The organism is Klebsiella sp. S69, from assembly GCF_016516145.1.
Lineage (GTDB): Bacteria > Pseudomonadota > Gammaproteobacteria > Enterobacterales > Enterobacteriaceae > Klebsiella > Klebsiella oxytoca.
Genome location: NZ_JACVUU010000004.1, coordinates 210,099 through 231,117 on the forward strand (window position 1 = coordinate 210,099; position 21,019 = coordinate 231,117).

At 56.9% G+C, this 21,019-nt stretch carries 18 protein-coding genes and 1 other RNA gene; 13 read left to right on the forward strand and 6 right to left on the reverse strand.

Going from position 1 to position 21,019, the window contains the following annotated elements; all coding sequences use genetic code 11:
• Positions 1-34 precede the first annotated feature (34 nt).
• The 5 genes from prfA to kdsA all read left to right on the forward strand — a co-directional run bounded on the left by prfA (position 35) and on the right by kdsA (position 4,263).
• A complete protein-coding gene (prfA, locus tag IAE27_RS06335; protein WP_004103150.1) occupies positions 35-1,117 on the forward strand; it encodes a peptide chain release factor 1 in 1,083 nt (360 codons plus the stop codon).
• A complete protein-coding gene (gene prmC, locus IAE27_RS06340) occupies positions 1,117-1,956 on the forward strand; it encodes a peptide chain release factor N(5)-glutamine methyltransferase (RefSeq protein WP_108704928.1) in 840 nt (279 codons plus the stop codon). Before prfA ends, prmC begins: the two co-directional genes overlap by 1 nt.
• Positions 1,953-2,345, forward strand: a complete 393-nt coding sequence (gene sirB2, locus IAE27_RS06345; RefSeq protein WP_004103148.1) for an invasion regulator SirB2 — start codon at positions 1,953-1,955, stop codon at positions 2,343-2,345. Before prmC ends, sirB2 begins: the two co-directional genes overlap by 4 nt.
• Before the next feature lie 3 nt (positions 2,346-2,348).
• Entirely contained in the window at positions 2,349-3,161 is an 813-nt protein-coding gene (gene sirB1 / locus IAE27_RS06350; RefSeq protein WP_004103147.1) for an invasion regulator SirB1, read from the forward strand.
• A 247-nt stretch (positions 3,162-3,408) separates the two neighbouring features.
• Positions 3,409-4,263: a 3-deoxy-8-phosphooctulonate synthase gene (gene kdsA, locus IAE27_RS06355; RefSeq protein WP_004103146.1), complete on the forward strand. Its 855-nt coding sequence runs from the start codon at positions 3,409-3,411 to the stop codon at positions 4,261-4,263.
• A gap of 88 nt (positions 4,264-4,351) precedes the next feature.
• Here the strand turns inward: kdsA and chaA are convergent, their stop codons facing one another.
• Positions 4,352-5,452 carry a sodium-potassium/proton antiporter ChaA gene (gene chaA, locus IAE27_RS06360; protein ID WP_004113666.1) on the reverse strand — a complete coding sequence of 367 codons (1,101 nt, stop codon included), beginning with the start codon at positions 5,450-5,452 and terminating at the stop codon, positions 4,352-4,354.
• Between the two features lie 265 nt (positions 5,453-5,717).
• On the opposite strand from chaA, the gene chaB reads away from it, so the two are divergent.
• Positions 5,718-5,948, forward strand: coding sequence for a putative cation transport regulator ChaB (chaB, locus tag IAE27_RS06365; RefSeq protein WP_004103144.1), 231 nt, complete (start codon positions 5,718-5,720; stop codon positions 5,946-5,948).
• Between the two features lie 149 nt (positions 5,949-6,097).
• Complete coding sequence (locus IAE27_RS06370; RefSeq protein WP_004103143.1) at positions 6,098-6,778, forward strand: gamma-glutamylcyclotransferase; 681 nt, start codon at positions 6,098-6,100, stop codon at positions 6,776-6,778.
• 35 nt (positions 6,779-6,813) lie between these two features.
• On the opposite strand, the gene IAE27_RS06375 is transcribed toward IAE27_RS06370, so the two are convergent.
• Both IAE27_RS06375 and IAE27_RS06380 read right to left on the reverse strand, forming a co-directional pair.
• On the reverse strand, positions 6,814-7,056 hold the full coding sequence (locus IAE27_RS06375) for a DUF1883 domain-containing protein (RefSeq protein ID WP_004103142.1): 243 nt from the start codon (positions 7,054-7,056) through the stop codon (positions 6,814-6,816).
• A 238-nt stretch (positions 7,057-7,294) separates the two neighbouring features.
• The gene (locus IAE27_RS06380; protein ID WP_004103141.1) at positions 7,295-7,648 is read right to left on the reverse strand and encodes a DsrE/DsrF/TusD sulfur relay family protein; all 354 of its coding nucleotides are present in this window, start codon (positions 7,646-7,648) and stop codon (positions 7,295-7,297) included.
• Between the two features lie 356 nt (positions 7,649-8,004).
• Here IAE27_RS06380 and IAE27_RS06385 point away from each other — a divergent pair, with 356 nt between their 5' ends.
• Positions 8,005-9,384, forward strand: coding sequence for a YchO/YchP family invasin (locus IAE27_RS06385; protein WP_004103131.1), 1,380 nt, complete (start codon positions 8,005-8,007; stop codon positions 9,382-9,384).
• Here the strand turns inward: IAE27_RS06385 and narL are convergent.
• Together narL and narX are read right to left on the reverse strand one after the other, a co-directional pair.
• The gene (gene narL, locus IAE27_RS06390; protein WP_004103129.1) at positions 9,381-10,031 is read right to left on the reverse strand and encodes a two-component system response regulator NarL; all 651 of its coding nucleotides are present in this window, start codon (positions 10,029-10,031) and stop codon (positions 9,381-9,383) included. The genes IAE27_RS06385 and narL overlap by 4 nt on opposite strands.
• Before the next feature lie 10 nt (positions 10,032-10,041).
• The gene (gene narX, locus IAE27_RS06395; protein WP_017145677.1) at positions 10,042-11,820 is read right to left on the reverse strand and encodes a nitrate/nitrite two-component system sensor histidine kinase NarX; all 1,779 of its coding nucleotides are present in this window, start codon (positions 11,818-11,820) and stop codon (positions 10,042-10,044) included.
• A gap of 311 nt (positions 11,821-12,131) precedes the next feature.
• On the opposite strand from narX, the gene IAE27_RS06400 reads away from it, so the two are divergent.
• The 5 genes from IAE27_RS06400 (at position 12,132) to narI (ending at position 20,575) form a co-directional block, all read left to right on the forward strand.
• Positions 12,132-13,520 (forward strand): NarK family nitrate/nitrite MFS transporter, encoded by a 1,389-nt coding sequence (locus IAE27_RS06400; protein WP_004103127.1) that lies wholly within the window; start codon positions 12,132-12,134, stop codon positions 13,518-13,520.
• A gap of 395 nt (positions 13,521-13,915) precedes the next feature.
• A complete protein-coding gene (locus IAE27_RS06405) occupies positions 13,916-17,659 on the forward strand; it encodes a nitrate reductase subunit alpha (protein ID WP_154022472.1) in 3,744 nt (1,247 codons plus the stop codon).
• Complete coding sequence (gene narH, locus IAE27_RS06410; RefSeq protein ID WP_004103125.1) at positions 17,656-19,191, forward strand: nitrate reductase subunit beta; 1,536 nt, start codon at positions 17,656-17,658, stop codon at positions 19,189-19,191. Before IAE27_RS06405 ends, narH begins: the two co-directional genes overlap by 4 nt.
• Positions 19,188-19,898: a nitrate reductase molybdenum cofactor assembly chaperone gene (gene narJ / locus IAE27_RS06415; protein WP_200092152.1), complete on the forward strand. Its 711-nt coding sequence runs from the start codon at positions 19,188-19,190 to the stop codon at positions 19,896-19,898. Before narH ends, narJ begins: the two co-directional genes overlap by 4 nt.
• A complete protein-coding gene (gene narI / locus IAE27_RS06420) occupies positions 19,898-20,575 on the forward strand; it encodes a respiratory nitrate reductase subunit gamma (protein WP_004103123.1) in 678 nt (225 codons plus the stop codon). The genes narJ and narI overlap by 1 nt, the downstream gene beginning before the upstream one ends.
• Positions 20,576-20,792: 217 nt before the next feature.
• On the opposite strand, the gene IAE27_RS06425 is transcribed toward narI, so the two are convergent.
• Positions 20,793-20,924, reverse strand: a non-coding RNA gene (locus tag IAE27_RS06425) — RtT sRNA.
• Between the last annotated feature and the right edge of the window lie 95 nt (positions 20,925-21,019).

The following is a 21,019-nucleotide window of genomic DNA, read 5'->3' on the forward strand; positions in this document are numbered from 1 at the left end:
TATCTCTTTTTTAGGACAGGGTGAATTTACGCCTATGAAGCCTTCTATTGTTGCCAAACTGGAAGCCCTCTATGAACGCCATGAGGAAGTTCAGGCGCTCCTCGGCGATGCCGCAACCATCGCCGATCAGGATAAATTTCGGGCGTTGTCGCGCGAATACGCCCAGCTGAGCGACGTCGCGCGCTGCTATACCGACTGGCGTCAGCTGCAGGATGATATTGAAGCCGCGCAGATGATGCTCGACGATCCGGAGATGCGCGAAATGGCGCAGGAAGAGCTGCGCGAAGCGAAAGAAAAGGGTGAGCAGATGGAGCAGCAGCTGCAGGTTCTGCTGTTGCCAAAAGATCCGGACGACGAGCGTAACGCGTTTGTTGAAGTTCGCGCCGGCACCGGCGGTGATGAAGCGGCGCTGTTCGCGGGCGATCTGTTCCGTATGTATAGCCGTTACGCGGAATCACGCCGCTGGCGCGTGGAAATCATGAGCGCCAACGAAGGCGAGCACGGCGGCTTCAAAGAGGTGATTGCCAAAATCAGCGGCGACGGCGTCTATGGGCGACTGAAGTTCGAATCCGGCGGCCATCGCGTTCAGCGCGTCCCGGCCACCGAATCCCAGGGGCGTATCCACACCTCCGCCTGCACCGTGGCGGTGATGCCGGAGCTCCCGGAAGCCGAAATGCCGGATATCAACCCGAGCGACCTGCGCATCGATACCTTCCGCTCCTCCGGCGCGGGCGGTCAGCACGTTAACACCACCGACTCGGCAATTCGTATTACCCACCTGCCGACCGGCATTGTCGTCGAATGCCAGGATGAGCGTTCCCAGCATAAAAACAAAGCCAAAGCGCTATCGGTACTTGGCGCGCGTATCCGCGCCGCGGAAGTCTCCAGACGCCAGCAGGCGGAAGCCTCCGAGCGCCGTAACCTGCTGGGCAGCGGCGATCGCAGCGATCGTAACCGTACCTATAACTATCCGCAGGGCCGCGTGACCGATCACCGCATCAACCTGACGCTTTACCGTCTGGATGAAGCGATGGAAGGCAAGCTGGATATGCTGATTGAGCCGATCGTTCAGGAGTATCAGGCCGATCAGCTGGCAGCCCTTTCCGAGCAGGAATGATGACTTTTCAGCAGTGGCTGACGCAGGCCATCGCTCGTCTGAGCCAAAGTGAAAGCCCGCGCCGGGATGCCGAAATCCTGCTGGGTCACGTGACCGGCAAAGCGCGGACCTATATTCTCGCCTTTGGCGAAACGGCGCTGACGGCGGAGCAGGCCGTCGAGCTGGAAACGCTGCTGAGCCGTCGCGCACGGGGCGAGCCGGTGGCTCACCTGGTGGGCCAGCGCGAATTCTGGTCGCTGCCGCTGTTCGTTTCTCCGGCCACGCTGATCCCGCGTCCGGATACCGAATGCCTTGTTGAGCAGACGCTGATGCGGTTACCCGGCAAGCCGTGCCGCATTCTCGATCTCGGTACCGGCACCGGCGCTATCGCTCTGGCGCTGGCCAGCGAACGACCCGATTGCCACGTCACCGCCGTTGACTTTATGCCCGATGCGGTTGCGCTGGCGGCGCGTAACGTTGAGCACCTCGCCATCAAGAACGTTACCGTGCTGCAAAGCCACTGGTATAGCGCGCTCGGCGCACAGCCGTTCGACATCATCGTCAGTAATCCACCCTATATTGATGAAACCGACCCGCATCTTGCGCAGGGCGATGTGCGCTTTGAGCCAAAAACGGCGCTGGTCGCCGCCGATGGCGGCCTCGCCGATCTGGCTTACATCATTCGCGAAGGCCGCCGCTTCCTGACTCCCGGCGGTTTGATGCTGCTGGAACACGGCTGGAAGCAGGGGGAAGCGGTGCGCGCAATCTTTCGCGAGGTGGGTTATGGCAATATTGCTACCTGCCGCGACTACGGCGACAACGAGCGTCTGACGCTCGGGCAATATCAGGGAGGCGTATGAATCTGTTTAACGCTGTCCTGTATCTGCATATCGCCTGCGTGGTGGTCTCGGTCAGCCTGTTTGTCCTGCGCTACTGGTGGCACTGGAGCGGCAATCGCCGGCTCGACCAGCGCTGGGTTCGCATCGCGCCGCACTGCAGCGATACGCTGCTGTTTCTCAGCGGCGCCGGATTAATGGCAATAACGCACTATCTGCCGTTTACCGAAGAGGGTACATGGCTGACTGAGAAGCTGTTTGGCGTTATCATTTATATCGCATTGGGATTTATCGCGCTGGGCCGTCGTCGTCCGCGCAGTCAGCAGAGCCGGTTTGTCGCCTTTCTGCTGGCCCTGGTGGTGTTGTTTATCATTATTCAACTCGCCATCACAAGAACACCGTTACTGGGGTAAGGCATGAGGTCGTTAGCTGATTTCGAATTTAATAAAGCGCCGTTATGTGACGGCATGGTCCTCATTTCTGAATTAATCCGCGACGATTTTCCGACGCACTATGTGCAGGATGAGCTGGAGCGGCTGCTGGCCCTGGCGCGGGAGGAGATTGCCTCCTCGTGGGACCAGGAGCGCCAGATAGAGCGTTTGCTGGAGCTTTTCTACAATGACTGGGGCTTTAGCGATTCGCGCGGCGTTTACCGTCTGTCCGACGTGCTATGGCTTGATAAAGTCTTGAATAATCGCCAGGGTAGCGCGGTGTCGTTAGGCGCGATCCTGCTGTGGATTGCTCAGCGTCTGGCGCTACCGGTGGTGCCGGTGATTTTCCCGACCCAGATGCTGCTTCGCGCCGACCCTGAAGAGAGCGAGGAGATGTGGCTCATTAACCCGTTTAACGGCGAAACGCTCAACGAGCATACGCTGGAAGTGTGGCTGAAGGGCAATATTAGCCCAGTTGCCGAGCTGTTTAACGAAGACCTTGATGAAGCGGATAACGCGGAGGTGATCCGCAAGCTGCTCGATACCCTTAAATCGGCGCTGATGGAAGAGCGGCAGATGGAGCTGGCGCTACGGACCAGCGAAGCGCTGCTGCAGTTCAATCCGGAAGACCCGTACGAAATTCGCGACCGGGGGCTGATATACGCCCAGCTGGATTGCGATCACGTGGCGCTGCAGGACCTTAATTACTTCGTTGAACAGTGCCCGGAGGATCCCATCAGCGAGATGATCCGCGCGCAGATCAACACCATTTCGCACAAACAAATTACATTGCATTAAAGCCAATCCCAGCAGGCGTTCCTGGCGCAGCCAGTTTGGACACGGACAGCGCGCAGAAACCGGAGCGTACACGTAGTACGTGAGGATTGACTCGCGACGCTCGCCCTCCGGGCCGCCCTGAAGGGCGTTCAAAATACTTTCGTATTTTGTCGAGCACTGCCCAGGTCCAAAATGGCAAGTAAAATAGTCCTGATTGGATAGGCTTTAGTCTGAAACCATTCCGGTTACACCCTGATAAGGCGAACTTATGAAACAAAAAGTGGTTAGCATTGGTGATATCAACGTAGCAAACGACCTGCCATTCGTGCTGTTTGGCGGCATGAACGTGCTGGAGTCCCGCGATCTTGCGATGCGTATCTGCGAACACTACGTGACCGTTACGCAGAAGCTGGGCATTCCTTACGTGTTCAAAGCCTCTTTTGATAAAGCTAACCGTTCTTCCATCCACTCCTATCGCGGGCCGGGTCTGGAAGAAGGGATGAAGATTTTCCAGGAGTTGAAACAGACTTTCGGCGTGAAAATCATCACCGACGTTCACGAAGCCAGCCAGGCGCAGCCGGTCGCTGACGTGGTGGATGTTATTCAGCTGCCAGCGTTTCTCGCCCGTCAGACCGATCTGGTTGAAGCGATGGCGAAAACCGGCGCGGTTATCAACGTGAAAAAACCGCAGTTCGTGAGTCCGGGCCAGATGGGCAATATCGTCGATAAGTTTATCGAAGGCGGCAACGACAAAGTGATCCTTTGCGATCGCGGCGCAAACTTCGGCTACGACAACCTGGTCGTCGATATGCTGGGCTTTGGGGTGATGAAAAAAGCCTCCAATAACTCACCGGTTATCTTCGACGTTACCCACGCCCTGCAGTGCCGCGACCCGTTTGGCGCGGCCTCCGGCGGCCGTCGCGCTCAGGTTGCCGAACTGGCGCGCGCCGGGATGGCGGTTGGGATCGCGGGTCTGTTTATTGAAGCGCATCCGGATCCGGAGCACGCGAAATGCGACGGTCCTTCCGCGCTGCCGCTGGATAAACTGGAGCCGTTCCTCAAGCAGATGAAAGCCATCGACGATCTCGTTAAAAGCTTTGATGAGCTCGATACCAGCAAGTAATCGCCGCTGAAACGACAAAAGCCTGCCGGTTTTACAACCGGCAGGCTTTTTTGATCTCCCCGAACGGCATGACGCCGCCGGGGGAGGCTCAGGCAAAAATGGTCATCAGGTAGGCAGCGAACAGCGCCAGATGCGCCGCACCGTTCAGCACATTGGTGCGTCCGGTAGAGAACGATATCTGGCACAGCAGCAGCGAGGCGACCATCACGACCATCTCCGGGGCGCCAAGGCCAAAACGCAGTTCGTTACCGGTGAGGAAGGCGATAAGCGTCACTACTGGTACGGTCAGGGAAATGGTGGCCAGCACGGAACCGAAAAACAGGTTCATCGCCCGCTGGACCTGATTGTTTAATACGGCCTTCAGCGCGCCAAGGCCCTCCGGGGAGAGGATCAGCAGCGCCACCAGGAAGCCGGTAAAGGCAACGGGAGCGTTCATGCTGGTCAACAGCGTCTCCAGCGGATTGGCATTCATTTTAGTGACCGCAATAACCGCAACCAGATGTATCAGCAGCCAGGCGGTGTGCCACTTGCTGCTGTGCGCCGACGGTTTGCCGTGATGCGGGTCATCGTCGTCGCCGTCATCCTCATGTTCGTAAACAAACAGGCTCTGGTGCGTTTTGGTTTGAATCAGCAGGAAGACGCCATACATAGCGGCGGAGATCAGCGCCACCAGCAGCGCCTGGCCGGTGGTAAAGTTGGCCCCGGGCAGCGCCATCGGGAAGACCAGAACGATTATCGCCAGCGGAAAGAGGGCGATAAGGTACTGTTTAATCCCGAACAGATTCATATACTGGGTGGCGAATTTGCGCCCGCCCAGCAGTAAAGAGAAACCGACAAGCCCGCCGGTAACAATCATAATGATCGAATAAAGCGTATCGCGCATCAGAGTCGGCGCGGCGTCGCCGGTAGCCATTAATGCGGAAATCAGGCTGACTTCAAGAATCACCACTGAGAGGCTTAAAATTAACGATCCGTAAGGTTCGCCAAGGCGGTGGGCCAGCACGTCGGCGTGGCGGACGACGCTAAAGGCGCTGCTTAGTATGCCGACCAGCGCCAGAATATTAATCGCAACGACCACTGGCAGTGACTGGCTGCTTCCCCAGAAGAACAGCACCGCCAGCGCCAGAACCGGAAAGGCGAGGGAGGTCTCCTTGTGGCGGGTTTTTACCGCCTCATGTGCATCGGTCATGAATTATCTCCAGCTATGCAGGTGTTATAATTATAGATATCGTAAGTTAATAAAATAACAGACATTGATTAAACTAATTTGTTTTTTTACTTAAATTTACCACTATAGTCCTGTAAAAGTGATAGATTGCCATAAACTGCGGTTACTATTTTTTTGTATTTATTATTCAGATAATTACTAAAACATCTTTCTCATTTATCTGTCGCCTTGCCAGCCGGTTGATCCTCTACCAGACTCACTATTCACCCTTAAACCGGAGGTTGCCATGCCCTATAGCAACAAAAGTGAATTGCCCGACAGCGTTCAGCACGTACTGCCCGCCCACGCCCAGGAGATTTACAAAGAAGCCTTTAATAGTGCCTGGGAGCAGTATAAACATAAAGAGGACCGGCGTGATGACGCCAGCCGCGAAGAGACGGCGCATAAAGTGGCCTGGGCAGCGGTGAAAAATGAATATCAAAAAGGTGAGGATGATAAGTGGCATAAGAAGAAATAATACCTTTTGCCGCGGCCTCCGCTGACTGTCCGCTTGCCCGCGGCCCGTTCATTGCTTATTGTCGAATAAAGCTGGATAATAATTCGGCAATACTTCACGGATGGCACCAGATAATCGCCGGAAGCGGGCAGTGGCGGAGGTAGTAGACAGTGTTAACTCGTGATTTCTTACTGAATGCAGATTGTAAAACGGCGTTTGGCGCTATTGAGGAATCGCTTCTCTGGTCGGCAGAACAACGGGCCGCCTCTTTGGCGGCGACCCTGGCCTGTCGTCCGGATGACGGCTCGGTGTGGATCTTTGGTTACGGTTCGCTAATGTGGAATCCGGCGCTGGAATATCGCGAATCCTGTACCGGTACGCTACCGGGCTGGCACCGCGCGTTCTGTTTGCGGCTCACCGCCGGGCGCGGTAGCGCCATGCAGCCGGGCCGCATGCTGGCGCTGAAAGAAGGTGGGCGCACGACCGGCGTCGCCTACCGCCTGCCCGATGAATCGCTGGAAGAAGAGCTGACACTGCTGTGGAAGCGGGAGATGATCACCGGCTGCTACCTGCCGACCTGGTGTAAGCTGGAGCTTGACGATGGTCGCACCGTCAATGCGCTGGTCTTTATTATGGACCCGCGACATCCGCTGTTTGAGGCGGACACCAGCGCGCAGGTGATTGCGCCGCTGATAGCGCGCGCCAGCGGGCCGCTTGGCACCAACGCTCAGTATCTGTTCGCGCTCGATCAGGAGTTGCGCAAACTCGGTATGCACGACGCTTGCCTCGACGATTTAGTCGGTAAGGTACGTCATCTGCTTGGGGAGAATAGCCAGCCGGGGCTGGCGTAAGAATGAATCGCCCGGGGAGACCCGGGCGTTTGCTATCAGGCGGGAACGTAGCTGATAGAGTGTTCCAGCGACTGGCTGTGGCTGTCGATGAGAACGTTCCAGGTGCCGCTGTAAGGCACGGTCAGATACGCGCTATCTCTGTCCTGTACGCTCAGAACATCAGCGTGACTATCGCCAGGCACTTTGGCACTCATCAGGTGAATATGGCAGCGTTCAGAACAACGCACCACCAATGTGTCACCGCCAAACAACGTCAAACTTGCTTTTACCATTGCCATTTAATCTTAACCCCGTTTCTGTCTACAGCATCCTGCCAGCCCATTAACCCGCGTGATATTGTTCACACTTTGCTCTGTGCATAACACCAAAGGGGAGGGATGCGGATGCTGATTTTGATCAAAAAAAAGAATAAAGATTAAACAAAAATGACGTTGTGCCTGAAAGCTTTCAGCTGGCATTGTTTTCGATTAGTAAACGCCGCCAGCTTAATATTTAATCCCGTGAGCGCGGGGATTTTTAGAAGGTCAGGACTTTATCCGCCGCCAGCGTCCACTGCGCCAGCTCAACGAGGGTGCCAATCTCCACGCCATCAATCAGCGGCAGCGCGCTGATCCCCCGGCCATCGGTACAGGTTTTACACAGCTTCACCGGCACATTTTGCGCGGTGAGGATCTCCAGCATCTGCTGAATATTGTAGCCTTCCGCTGGCTTCTGCCCGCGCAGGCCGGCGGTGACCGCATCGGACATTAAAAACAGTTTGAGTTCAAGGTCGGATTGCTGCTCGCGCAGGGCGATCGCCAGACGCAGGCTGTTGAACAGAGATTCGCTGCCGTAGGCGGCACCGTTAGCGATAATCACAATACGTTGCATAAGAACTCCTTCTATAAAGACGGTTATTGCCTGGCGGAAGTATATACCCGTGATACTGCCAGTTGCATGTACGTTGGCTGTGTTACTCGGCTTATACATCAGGCTCGCCCTTACGGACCGCCGTTCAACGGCGGTCAAATCTTTTCCGGACAGATTCGTCCTTCACCCCCATCAATTGGCTAAGCGCCTGGAATTTGACTCACCGTATCCCGGAACTTAAGGCGCTGCTGGCGGCGAAGCTGGCGCAGGCCTGATATTCGGTATATTCCTGAAATCGTGCGGGAGGCTGCCAGGCCGGGTAAAAAACGATAAACTTAACTTTTGCCGCCATCACTTTATGAGTAGACGTAACCGATTTGAGCTCCTTGTCGTTCCGTATAACCCCTTATTTACCGCTTCTCCTGCTGCTGACAGGTGCTCCCGCCCGCGCGCTGCAGGATACTCAGGCCTTTTCCAGAGGCCCTGAAAGCTTACCCGACCTTGGCCTGGCGCCGCAGGTCGATGACGACGCAAAACATTTTGCCGAGATGGCGAAAAAATTTGGCGAAGCCAGCATGAGCGATAATGGGCTGACAACCGGCGAACAGGCGCGTGTATTTGCCATGAGCCGGCTGGGCAACGAAGTCAGCCACCAGCTGGAAAGCTGGCTTTCGCCGTGGGGCAATGCCAACGTCGATTTGCTGGTCGATAAAGAGGGCAATTTTACCGGCAGCAAGGGGAGCTGGTTTGTTCCTCTGCAGGATAACGGCGACTATCTCACCTGGAACCAGTACTCGGTCACCCAGCGGGATAACGGTCTGGTCGGCAATGTCGGCCTCGGCCAGCGCTGGCGGATGGGCTCCTGGCTGCTGGGCTACAACTCCTTCTACGATAAAGTGCTCGATGAGCGCATGGCGCGCGGCAGCGTCGGAGCCGAAGCCTGGGGCGAATCACTGCGCCTGTCGGCTAACTACTACCAGCCGCTCGGCGGCTGGCAGCAGGGGAGTAGCCTGACTCAGCAGCAGCGTATGGCGAGCGGCTACGATGTGACCGCTCAGGCGCGGCTGCCGTTTTATCAGCACATTAATACCAGCGTGAGCGTGGAGCAGTACTTCGGCGATAGCGTTGACCTGTTCCATTCGGGCACCGGCTATCACAATCCGGTCGCGGTGTCTGTGGGGCTGAATTACACCCCCGTTCCGCTGGTCACGGTGACCGCCAAACATAAGCAGGGCGAGAGCGGCGTCAGCCAAAACGATATTGGGTTAAAGCTGAACTATCGTTTTGGCGTTCCCCTTAAACAGCAGCTGGCGGCCGATGAAGTCGCCGTTAGCCGATCGCTTCGCGGCAGCCGCTACGATAGCCCGGAACGCGATAATCTGCCGGTGGTTGAATATCGCCAGCGCAAAACGCTGTCGGTTTATCTGGCGACGCCGCCCTGGGATCTTCAGCCCGGGGAGACGGTGCAGCTGAAACTACAGATTCGTAGCCTGCACGGAATTAAGTCGCTAAGCTGGCAGGGCGATACCCAGGCGCTGAGCCTGACCTCGCCGATAGAGGCCAACAGTACGGACGGTTGGACCGTGATTATGCCGCGCTGGAACAGCGAAGCCGGGGCAAGCAACCGCTGGCATCTTTCGCTGGTGGTGGAGGATAAAACGGGTCAGCGCGTCTCATCCAATGAGATCGCACTGGCGCTGACTGAGCCGTTGGTACGCGTACCGGCCGATGGCGTTTCGTGGCAGCATCTGCCCTAGAATACGCGCTCCTGATGGACCCAAACCGCCGCTTCCACGCGCGATTTCAGCTTCATTTTCTTCAACATATGTTTGACGTGTACTTTAACGGTACTTTCGGTGATATCCAGACGGCGGGCGATCATTTTGTTCGGCAGGCCCTGGGCAATTAGCTTGAGAATATCGCGCTCGCGCGGGGTTAGCTGGCTGATGTCGCGGTCTGAGGTAGCGCGATTAGCGCGCAGGCTGGCAGCCAGCACCGGGGTTAACGCTTCGCTGAGCACCATTTCGCCTGCCGCCGCCTGCTGTAGCGCTTTCAGCAAATCTTCCGGCTCCATATCCTTCAGCAGATAGCCGTCGGCGCCGCGTTTCAGAGCGGTCACCACGTCTTCTTCATGATTGGAGACGCTAAACACCACCACGCGGCCGGACAGCGACTTCTCGCGCAGCTTGTCGAGGGTTTCCAGACCGTTCATGCCCGGCATATTGAGATCCAGCAGAATCAAATCAGGATCCAATGATTCCGCCATCGCAATACCTTGCTCGCCGTTGCTGGCTTCGCCGATAACCTGGATATCCGGGGCCATGCTGATCAGCTGTTTGACGCCGGTGCGCAGCATCGGGTGATCGTCGATGAGAAGGATGGTTGCCCGTTCCTGTTGACTCATGGAGTTCTCCTTATTGGATTGAAAACGATTTTTCAGGGATAAAAGTGACCACCACTTCGGTACCGCCGGTTTCCCGGCGCCGAACCTGGCAGTCCCCGCGCAGGCTCTGAGCGCGATCGCGCATGATAATCAGGCCGTAGTGGTTGCTGCGCTCCGCATGGTCCGGTACGCCGCGACCGTTATCGGCCACCGTCAGACGGACCTGATTGTCCCGCAACGCCACGGTAACGCTGACATCGGTGGCATTGGCGTGCTTCAGCGCGTTGCTGAGCGCTTCCCGGGCGATTTGCAGCAGATGGATGGCCTGATGCGACGGCACAAAACGCGGCGGCAGCTGATAGTCCAGGCGTACCGTAAAACCGAAGTGGGCGCTGTATTCCTGGCAGCTGGCCTCCAGCGCCGGACGTAGTCCCGGCTCGGTGAGCTGTAGCCGGAAGGTCGTCAGCAGTTCGCGCAGCTGAGCCCAGGAGGTATTCAGTTCATTACGGATTTGCCCCAGCAGCTGGCGGCTCGCTTCCGGCAGGTCATCGCCCTGCATTTGCAGGCAGCTAACCTGCATTTTCATACAGGAGAGCGACTGGGCGATGGAGTCGTGGAGCTCGCGGGCGATAGTGGCGCGCTCCTCCATGACGATTAGCTGCTGCTGGCGCTCCTGATGACGATCGAGAGCGAGGGTGCCGGTAAGTTGTTCCACCAGCGTGTCAACCAGCTGCTGCTGATCGTGGCTCAGATGACGCCCGGCGGGCAGGGTGGCCAGTAAAATACCGTACTGATTATGGGCATCCGACAGCCGCCATTTTAAAGTGGTGCCGGTATCAGGCAGCGGCGGCAGGTCGCGGGGACAGAGATAGCAGCCCCTGTCGTCGCACTGAATATCGGAGTGGCAGGAAAACTCCTGATGGTTGTCTTCGTCTTCAAGGTCGTAGACGCGAACTTCAATATCGCGCAGCAGGGTCAGCCCCTGTAAACCGTTAAGAACGGGCGAAATGCGTTCACAGAGCGGCGCGTTAGAGTGGAGGCGGCGGTTGGCCTGCCACAGAAAGGCGAGGATCTCGTTTTTTTGCTCCAGGCCGGCGGTTTTTTCCTGCACCCGGCGTTCAAGCACCGAATAGCTCTCCGCCAGCTCTTTGGACATGTTGTTCAGCGCCATGCCGAGCGTCGCCATCTCGTTACGCCCGCTAATCTGCGCCCGCTGGGTGAAATCACGTCGGCTCACCGCTCGGGCCATACCGAGCAGCTGTTTCCACGGACGTAACAGGCGGGCGCGCAGCCAGACGATGGTAAATACCAGCAGCAGCGCCATCCCCACGGCCATGATGCGCTGGATCCAGACAACGTGTTTAATCCGCTCCTCGGTGGTGTGATCGAAAGCGGTAACCAACTGGTCAATGCGGTCGACAAATCCGGCGACATCCGTCGCGACCGAGGCCTGATTTTGCGCTTTGCGCATTCCCGGCGCCAGCTCCAGCTGCCAGTAGTGCTGCAGCGCCTGGAGCTGCCGCTGCTGATCGTCATGGCGAGCGGCGTACTGCAGTTCCGGACTAAAGACGGTTGCCGTCATTTCATCCAGCAGCTTTTGATCGCTGTCGGTCAGCGGTATCGCCGCCAGCAGGCGATAGCTCTGCATGCGCAGCGAACCGGCTTTATTGATGGCATGCGCGCTGCCCTGAACGCCATGCACCAGGCGGGAAGAGATCGCCATTCCGGCGACGCCAATGATCGTGGCCAACAGAACGATCAGCGCGAGTTGATTAACCAGCGTCAGCGGCGTAAAAAGTCGTTTCAACATGGGATATGGGGCTCCTGACCGGCAAATTATCCGGGAGTGGCGCTTATTCTCGAACATCCCCTGGAGTATACCCATACCCCCAAAGGATTACCCCTTAATTGTCAGCCTGCGATGGGCTGGTGGCAGGCGTTGAGGTAATCCCGGCACTGGCGTGAAAAACCACACTTTTTTGCGCAGAAATAGCTACTCACTTCGGGTGATGAATTTTTTTTAGCCAAATTAGCGCCAACTTTTCCTTTGATTTATATCAACTTACCGCCGCCTGTAACCCATAAGGTAGCCAGGGTTAATATGAATCATCAGAGGTGTCTATGAGTCACTCTTCAATCCCGGAGAAGACTAACAGCTCAGTCATTAGCGACTGGCGTCCTGAAGATCCTGAATTCTGGCAGCAGCGCGGTCATCGCGTCGCCAGCCGCAATCTGTGGATCTCCGTTCCGTGTCTTTTACTGGCATTCTGCGTCTGGATGTTGTTCAGCGCCGTTGCCGTCAACCTCAATAAAGTCGGCTTTCAGTTTACTACCGACCAGTTGTTTATGCTGACCGCGCTCCCGGCGCTGTCCGGTGCGCTGCTGCGCGTGCCTTACGCGTTTATGGTGCCGCTGTTCGGCGGTCGTCGCTGGACTGCGTTCAGTACCGGGATCATGATCGTACCCTGCGTATGGTTAGGCTTCGCGGTGCAGGATACCTCTACGCCTTTCAGCGTTTTCGTGATCATCTCTTTGCTGTGCGGCTTTGCGGGGGCGAACTTTGCTTCCAGTATGGCTAACATCAGCTTCTTCTTCCCGAAACAGAAGCAGGGCGGCGCGCTGGGTATCAACGGCGGCCTCGGTAATATGGGCGTCAGCGTGATGCAGCTGGTTGCTCCTCTGGTGGTATCCCTGTCTATTTTCGCCGTCTTTGGCGGTACCGGCAGCGAACAGCCGGATGGTTCCATGCTATATCTGGAAAACGCCGCGTGGATCTGGGTGCCGTTCCTGATTATCTTCACCCTGGCGGCGTGGTTCTTCATGAACGACCTGTCGGCATCGAAGGCGTCGCTGAGCGAGCAGCTGCCGGTACTGAAGCGCGCGCATCTGTGGATTATGGCGCTGCTCTATCTTGCCACCTTCGGCTCGTTTATCGGCTTCTCGGCGGGCTTCGCCATGCTGTCCAAGACCCAGTTCCCGGATGTGCAGATTCTGCACTATGCATTCTTCGGGCCGTTTATCGGCGCACTGGCTCGCTCGACCGGCGGGGCGATCTCCGACCGTCTCGGCGGGACTCGCGTGACGCTGGTGAACTTTGTGGTCATGGCTATCTTCTGCGGCCTGCTGTTCCTGACGCTGCCGACCCACGGCGAGGGCGGTAACTTTATTGCCTTCTTCGCGGTATTTATGGTGCTGTTCCTGACCGCCGGTCTGGGGAGCGCGTCTACTTTCCAGATGATCTCGGTTATCTTCCGTAAAATGACGATGGATCGCGTCAAGGCGCAGGGCGGCAGCGAAGCGCAGGCCATGCGTGAAGCGGCGACCGATACGGCGGCGGCGCTGGGCTTTATTTCAGCGATTGGCGCCATTGGCGGCTTCTTTATTCCAAAAGCGTTTGGTATCTCGCTGGATTTGACCGGCTCGCCGGCCGGAGCAATGAAGGTGTTCCTGGTGTTCTATATCGCCTGCGTGGTGATTACCTGGGCAATCTACGGACGCAAGCAGAAATAATATTTTCTGGTGAGTTTCTGCAAAGGGCGCAAATATCGTTGCGCCCTTTTTTTATTTATTATTTAGTTACAACATGCTAATCGTTGAGGGTTATTTTAAAAGCAGTCCGGAGTCACAAATAAAATAGCGGCATAAGCATCTACCCCTTAATACCATGGCGAATGGCAAAACCCTGGCCTTTGCAGGTTTTTTAGCTGAATTTCTATGTAAATCATATAGATATAAAATAGAAATAAATACTGCTTTGGTGGTATCAGGCTTCCGGAGCGGCTTTTATAAGCCCTATCGTCTTGATCGTTATCAATTCTCTCCCTCTTTCATAGCGTTACCTTCGCTGCAAATCCAGCAATGTCGATTTATCAGAGAGCCGTCAGGCTCCACACAGGAGAAACCCGATGAGTAAATTCCTGGACCGGTTTCGCTACTTCAAACAGAAGGGTGAAACCTTTGCCGATGGGCACGGCCAGCTTCTAAAAACCAACCGGGACTGGGAGGATGGATACCGTCAACGTTGGCAGCATGACAAAATTGTGCGCTCCACCCACGGTGTCAACTGCACCGGCTCATGCAGCTGGAAGATTTATGTCAAAAATGGTCTTGTCACCTGGGAAACCCAGCAGACCGACTATCCGCGCACCCGTCCGGATATGCCAAACCACGAGCCTCGCGGCTGCCCGCGCGGCGCCAGCTACTCCTGGTATCTTTACAGCGCCAACCGCCTGAAGTACCCGCTGATGCGCAAACGCCTGATGAAAATGTGGCGTGAAGCGAAAGTACAGCACAGCGATCCGGTTGACGCATGGGCCTCGATAATTGAAGACGCTGATAAAGCGAAAAGCTTCAAGCAGGCGCGCGGCCGCGGCGGTTTCGTGCGTTCATCCTGGCAAGAGGTGAACGAGCTGATTGCCGCCTCTAACGTCTATACCGTCAAAACCTACGGCCCGGACCGCGTAGCCGGCTTCTCGCCCATCCCGGCGATGTCGATGGTCTCCTATGCCTCCGGCGCGCGCTATCTGTCGCTGATCGGCGGGACCTGCCTGAGCTTCTACGACTGGTACTGCGACCTGCCGCCTGCATCACCGCAGACCTGGGGCGAGCAGACCGACGTACCGGAATCTGCCGACTGGTACAACTCCAGCTATATCATTGCCTGGGGATCCAACGTACCGCAGACCCGTACCCCGGATGCCCACTTCTTCACCGAAGTTCGCTATAAGGGCACTAAAACCGTTGCTATCACCCCTGACTACGCCGAAATCGCCAAGCTTTGCGATCTGTGGCTGGCGCCGAAGCAGGGTACCGATGCGGCGATGGCGCTGGCGATGGGTCACGTCATGCTGCGCGAGTTCCACCTCGACAAACCAAGCCAGTACTTTACCGATTACGTGCGCCGTTACACCGACATGCCGATGCTGGTGATGCTCGAAGAGCGCGATGGCTATTACGCCGCGGGCCGCATGCTGCGCGCGGCTGATCTGGTGGATGCATTAGGTCAGGAAACAAATCCGGAATGGAAAACCGTCGCCTTTGATGAGAAGGGCGAAATCACCGTACCGAACGGTTCTATCGGTTTCCGCTGGGGCGACAAAGGTAAATGGAATCTTGAACAGCGCGACGGTAAAACCGGCGAAGATGTCGAGCTACGCCTGAGCCTGCTGGGCGGCCACGACGATATCGCTAACGTCGGCTTCCCCTATTTTGGCGGCGAAGGTACCGAGCACTTTAATAAAGTCGAGCTGGAAAACGTGCTGCTGCACAAACTGCCGGTAAAACGCCTGCAGAAGGCCGACGGTTCTACCGTGCTGGTCACCACCGTCTACGACCTGACCATGGCGAACTACGGCCTGGATCGCGGACTCGGCGATGAAAACTGCGCCAGCAGCTATGATGACGTCAAAGCGTATACCCCGGCATGGGCGGAGAAAATCACCGGCGTTTCCCGGGCGCATATTATCCGCACCGCGCGGGAGTTTGCCGATAACGCCGATAAAACCCACGGCCGTTCGATGATCATCGTCGGCGCCGGTCTGAACCACTGGTTCCACCTCGATATGAACTATCGCGGTCTTATCAATATGCTGATCTTCTGCGGCTGCGTTGGTCAGAGCGGCGGCGGCTGGGCGCACTATGTCGGCCAGGAAAAACTGCGTCCGCAGACCGGCTGGCAGCCGCTGGCGTTTGCCCTTGACTGGCAGCGTCCGGCGCGCCATATGAACAGCACATCGTACTTCTATAACCACTCCAGCCAGTGGCGCTATGAAACCGTAACCGCGCAGGAACTGCTGTCGCCGTTAGCGGATAAATCCCGCTACAGCGGCCACCTGATTGATTTCAACGTGCGCGCCGAGCGTATGGGCTGGCTTCCGTCGGCGCCGCAGCTGGGCACCAACCCGCTGCGTATTGCGCATGCGGCAAAAAAAGCGGGCATGACGCCGGTCGATTACACCGTCAAATCGCTGAAAGAGGGTTCCATTCGCTTTGCCGCAGAGCAGCCGGAAAACGGTAAAAACCATCCGCGCAACCTGTTTATCTGGCGTTCCAACCTGCTGGGCTCCTCGGGTAAAGGCCACGAGTACATGCTGAAGTACCTGCTGGGTACGGAAAACGGTATTCAGGGCAAAGATCTCGGCAAGCAGGGCGGCGTGAAGCCGGAAGAAGTGGAGTGGAAAGATAACGGTCTCGACGGCAAGCTGGATCTGGTGGTGACCCTCGACTTCCGTCTGTCGAGTACCTGCCTCTACTCCGACATCGTGCTGCCGACCGCTACCTGGTATGAAAAAGACGACATGAATACCTCGGATATGCATCCGTTTATTCATCCGCTGTCTGCCGCCGTCGACCCGGCCTGGGAATCGAAAAGCGACTGGGATATCTACAAAGATATCGCGAAAAAGTTCTCCGAAGTGTGCGTGGGTCATTTGGGTCAGGAAACCGACGTGGTAACGCTGCCTATCCAGCACGACTCCGCCGCCGAACTGGCGCAGCCGCTGGACGTTAAGGACTGGAAAAAAGGCGAATGCGACCTGATTCCAGGGAAAACCGCGCCGCATATTCTGACCGTCGAGCGCGATTATCCGGCGACATACGAACGCTTTACCTCTATCGGCCCGCTGATGGAGAAAATCGGCAACGGCGGTAAAGGCATCGCCTGGAATACCCAGAGCGAGATGGATCTGCTGCGCAAGCTCAACTACACCAAAGCGGACGGCCCGGCGAAAGGCCAGCCGATGCTTAACACCGCCATTGATGCGGCAGAGATGATTCTGACCCTGGCGCCGGAAACCAACGGCCACGTGGCGGTTAAAGCCTGGGCGGCGCTCAGCGAATTTACCGGTCGCGACCATACGCACCTGGCGACGAATAAAGAAGAGGAAAAAATCCGCTTCCGCGATATTCAGGCCCAGCCGCGCAAAATTATCTCCAGCCCGACCTGGTCCGGACTCGAAGATGAGCACGTTTCCTATAACGCCGGCTACACCAACGTTCACGAACTGATCCCGTGGCGCACGCTTTCCGGCCGCCAGCAGCTGTATCAGGATCACCAGTGGATGCGTGATTTTGGCGAAAGCCTGCTGGTTTATCGTCCGCCAATCGACACCCGCTCCGTGAAAACGGTGATGGGCGCGAAATCCAACGGCAACCCGGAGAAGGCATTGAACTTCCTGACGCCGCACCAGAAGTGGGGGATCCACTCCACCTACAGCGACAACCTGCTGATGCTGACGCTGTCGCGCGGCGGGCCGATTGTCTGGATGAGCGAAGCGGACGCCAAAGATCTGGGGATCGAAGATAACGACTGGATCGAAGTGTTTAACAGCAACGGCGCGCTGACCGCCCGCGCGGTGGTAAGCCAGCGCGTACCGGCCGGGATGACCATGATGTACCACGCGCAGGAACGTATCGTAAACCTGCCGGGTTCCGAGATCACCGAACAGCGCGGGGGGATTCACAACTCCGTGACTCGTATTACGCCAAAGCCGACCCATATGATCGGCGGCTATGCGCAGCTGGCCTACGGCTTTAACTACTACGGCACGGTAGGGTCTAACCGCGACGAGTTCGTGGTAGTACGTAAGATGAAGAATATTAACTGGTTAGATGGCGAAGGTAACGACCAGGTACAGGAGAGCGTAAAATGAAAATTCGTTCACAAGTCGGCATGGTGCTGAATCTCGATAAGTGCATCGGCTGTCATACCTGTTCAGTCACCTGTAAAAACGTCTGGACCAGCCGCGAGGGTATGGAGTACGCGTGGTTCAACAACGTTGAAAGTAAGCCGGGCGTTGGTTTCCCGAACGACTGGGAGAATCAGGAAAAGTGGAAGGGCGGCTGGATCCGTAAGATCAACGGCAAGCTGCAGCCGCGCATGGGCAACCGCGCGATGCTGCTGGGTAAAATCTTTGCTAACCCGCATTTGCCGGGCATCGACGACTACTACGAGCCCTTTGATTACGACTACCAGAATCTGCACAACGCGCCGGAAAGCAAACATCAGCCGATCGCTCGCCCGCGCTCGCTGATCACCGGCCAGCGGATGGATAAAATCACCAGCGGTCCGAACTGGGAAGAAATTCTGGGCGGCGAATTTGAAAAACGCGCCAAAGACCAGAACTTCGAAAACATGCAGAAGGCGATGTACGGCCAGTTCGAAAACACCTTTATGATGTATCTGCCGCGCCTGTGCGAACACTGTCTGAACCCGGCGTGCGTCGCGACCTGCCCGAGCGGCGCGATCTATAAACGTGAAGAAGACGGCATCGTGCTGATCGACCAGGACAAGTGCCGCGGCTGGCGCATGTGCATCACCGGTTGCCCGTACAAGAAAATCTATTTCAACTGGAAGAGCGGCAAATCAGAGAAGTGCATTTTCTGCTACCCGCGTATCGAATCCGGGATGCCGACCGTCTGTTCGGAAACCTGCGTGGGGCGTATTCGCTACCTCGGCGTGCTGCTGTATGACGCGGACGCGATTGAAAATGCCGCCAGCACGGAGAATGAGAAAGACCTGTATCAGCGTCAGCTGGACGTGTTCCTCAACCCGAACGACCCGAAAGTGATTGAGCAGGCGCTGAAGGACGGCGTGCCGCAGGGGGTTATCGAAGCCGCCCAGCAGTCGCCGGTGTACAAAATGGCGATGGACTGGAAGCTGGCGCTGCCGCTGCATCCGGAATATCGCACCCTGCCTATGGTCTGGTACGTGCCGCCTCTGTCGCCGATTCAGTCAGCCGCCGATGCGGGTGAACTGGGCAGCAACGGTATTCTGCCGGACGTCGAAAGCCTGCGTATCCCGGTTCAGTATCTGGCAAACCTGCTAACCGCGGGCGATACCCAGCCGGTGCTGCTGGCGCTGAAACGCATGCTGGCGATGCGCCACTTCAAACGCGCGGAAACCGTGGACGGCGTACTGGATACCCGGGCGCTGGAAGAGGTTGGCCTCACTGAAGCCCAGGCGCAGGAGATGTATCGCTATCTGGCTATCGCCAACTACGAAGACCGTTTCGTCGTGCCGAGCAGCCATCGCGAGCAGGCCCGCGATGCTTTCCCGGAGAAAAACGGTTGCGGCTTCACCTTCGGTGACGGATGCCACGGTTCTGACAGCCAGTTTAATCTGTTCAACAGCCGCCGCATCGATGCTATCGACGTCACCAGCAAAACGGAGCCGCACCCATGATTGAACTCGTCATTGTGTCGCGCCTTCTTGAGTACCCTGACGCTGCCTTATGGCAGCATCAGCAGGAGCTGTTCGACGCTATTGCCTCTTCGGAAAAGCTCGCGCCGGAGGATGCCCATAAGCTGAGCGTTTTCCTGCGCGACCTGACCACCCAGGAAGTGCTGGACGCGCAGTCTCGCTACAGTGAGCTGTTCGATCGCGGCCGTGCGACTTCGCTGCTGCTGTTTGAGCACGTGCACGGCGAATCCCGCGATCGCGGCCAGGCGATGGTCGACCTGATGGCGCAGTATGAACGCCACGGTCTGCAGCTGGATAGCCGCGAATTGCCGGATCATCTCCCGCTGTATCTTGAGTATCTGGCGCAGCTGCCGGAGGCGGAAGCGCGCGGCGGATTGCAGGACGTTGCGCCGATTCTCGGTCTACTGAGCGCTCGCCTGCAGCAGCGCGATAGCCGCTACGCGGTACTGTTTGAGCTGCTGCTCAAGCTGGCAAACGCCCAGGTAGATAGCCAGAAAGTGGCGGAAAAAATCGCCGATGAGGCCCGCGACGATACGCCGCAGGCGCTGGACGCCGTCTGGGAAGAAGAACAGGTGAAATTCTTTGCCGATCAGGGCTGCGGCGAGTCGGAGATCTCCGCTCACCAGCGTCGTTTTGCCGGAGCCGTTGCCCCGCAATATTTGAATATCTCTAACGGAGGACAGCACTAATGCACTTCCTGAATATGTTCTTCTTTGACATCTATCCGTATATCGCCGGGACGGTATTTCTGGTCGGCAGCTGGCTACGTTACGACTATGGGCAGTACACCTGGCGTGCGGCCTCCAGCCAGATGCTGGACCGTAAAGGGATGAATCTGGCCTCGAACCTGTTCCATATCGGTATTCTGGGAATTTTTGCCGGTCATTTTCTCGGCATGCTGACGCCGCACTGGATGTACGAGTCATTCCTGCCGGTTGACGTGAAGCAGAAGATGGCGATGATCGCGGGCGGCGCCTGCGGCGTCATGACGCTGGTGGGCGGGCTACTGTTGCTGAAACGCCGTCTGCTGAGCCCCCGCGTGCGCGCCACCACCACCGGAGCGGATATTCTGATCCTCTCCCTGCTGATGGTGCAGTGCGCTCTGGGTCTGCTGACTATTCCGTTCTCCGCTCAGCATATGGACGGTAGCGAAATGATGAAGCTTGTGGGCTGGGCGCAGTCGGTGGTGACCTTCCACGGCGGGGCTTCGCAGCATCTGGACGGCGTGGCGTTTATTTTCCGCGTGCACCTGGTGCTGGGGATGACGCTGTTTGTGCTGTTCCCGTTCTCCCGTCTGGTGCATATCTGGAGCGCGCCGGTCGAGTACCTGACGCGCAAATACCAGATTGTTCGCGCCCGTCGCTGATTCTATTTCGTGTAAAGCTCAACCCTGCTGCGGTAGGGTTTTTCATTGGTGCGGTCTGCTCCAGGCGGCGCTACGCCTGGCCGGGCTACAGACAGCATGCCCTTGTAGCGCCGCCGGGGCACATATGGCAGAAATACAGAATCAGTTCTGGAGCAATAAAAGAGCTAACTAAGACGGTTTGATTATTTGATTTTGCTGAGGTACTGCAGAGAAGTGATGGTGGTGGGGGAAGGATTATTCGTCGCTTCGCTCCTCACCCTTCGGGCCGTTGCCTGCGGCAACGTTGTCTCGCTGACGCTCGACTCGAACCTTGGTCGAAGCTTCTCATCCTTCCCTGCATCGGGAGAATATATGGCAATGTGCTTTGAGCAGGTAGCGGTGTAACAGAGAAGTGATGGTGGTGGGGGAAGGATTCGAACCTTCGAAGTCGATGACGGCAGATTT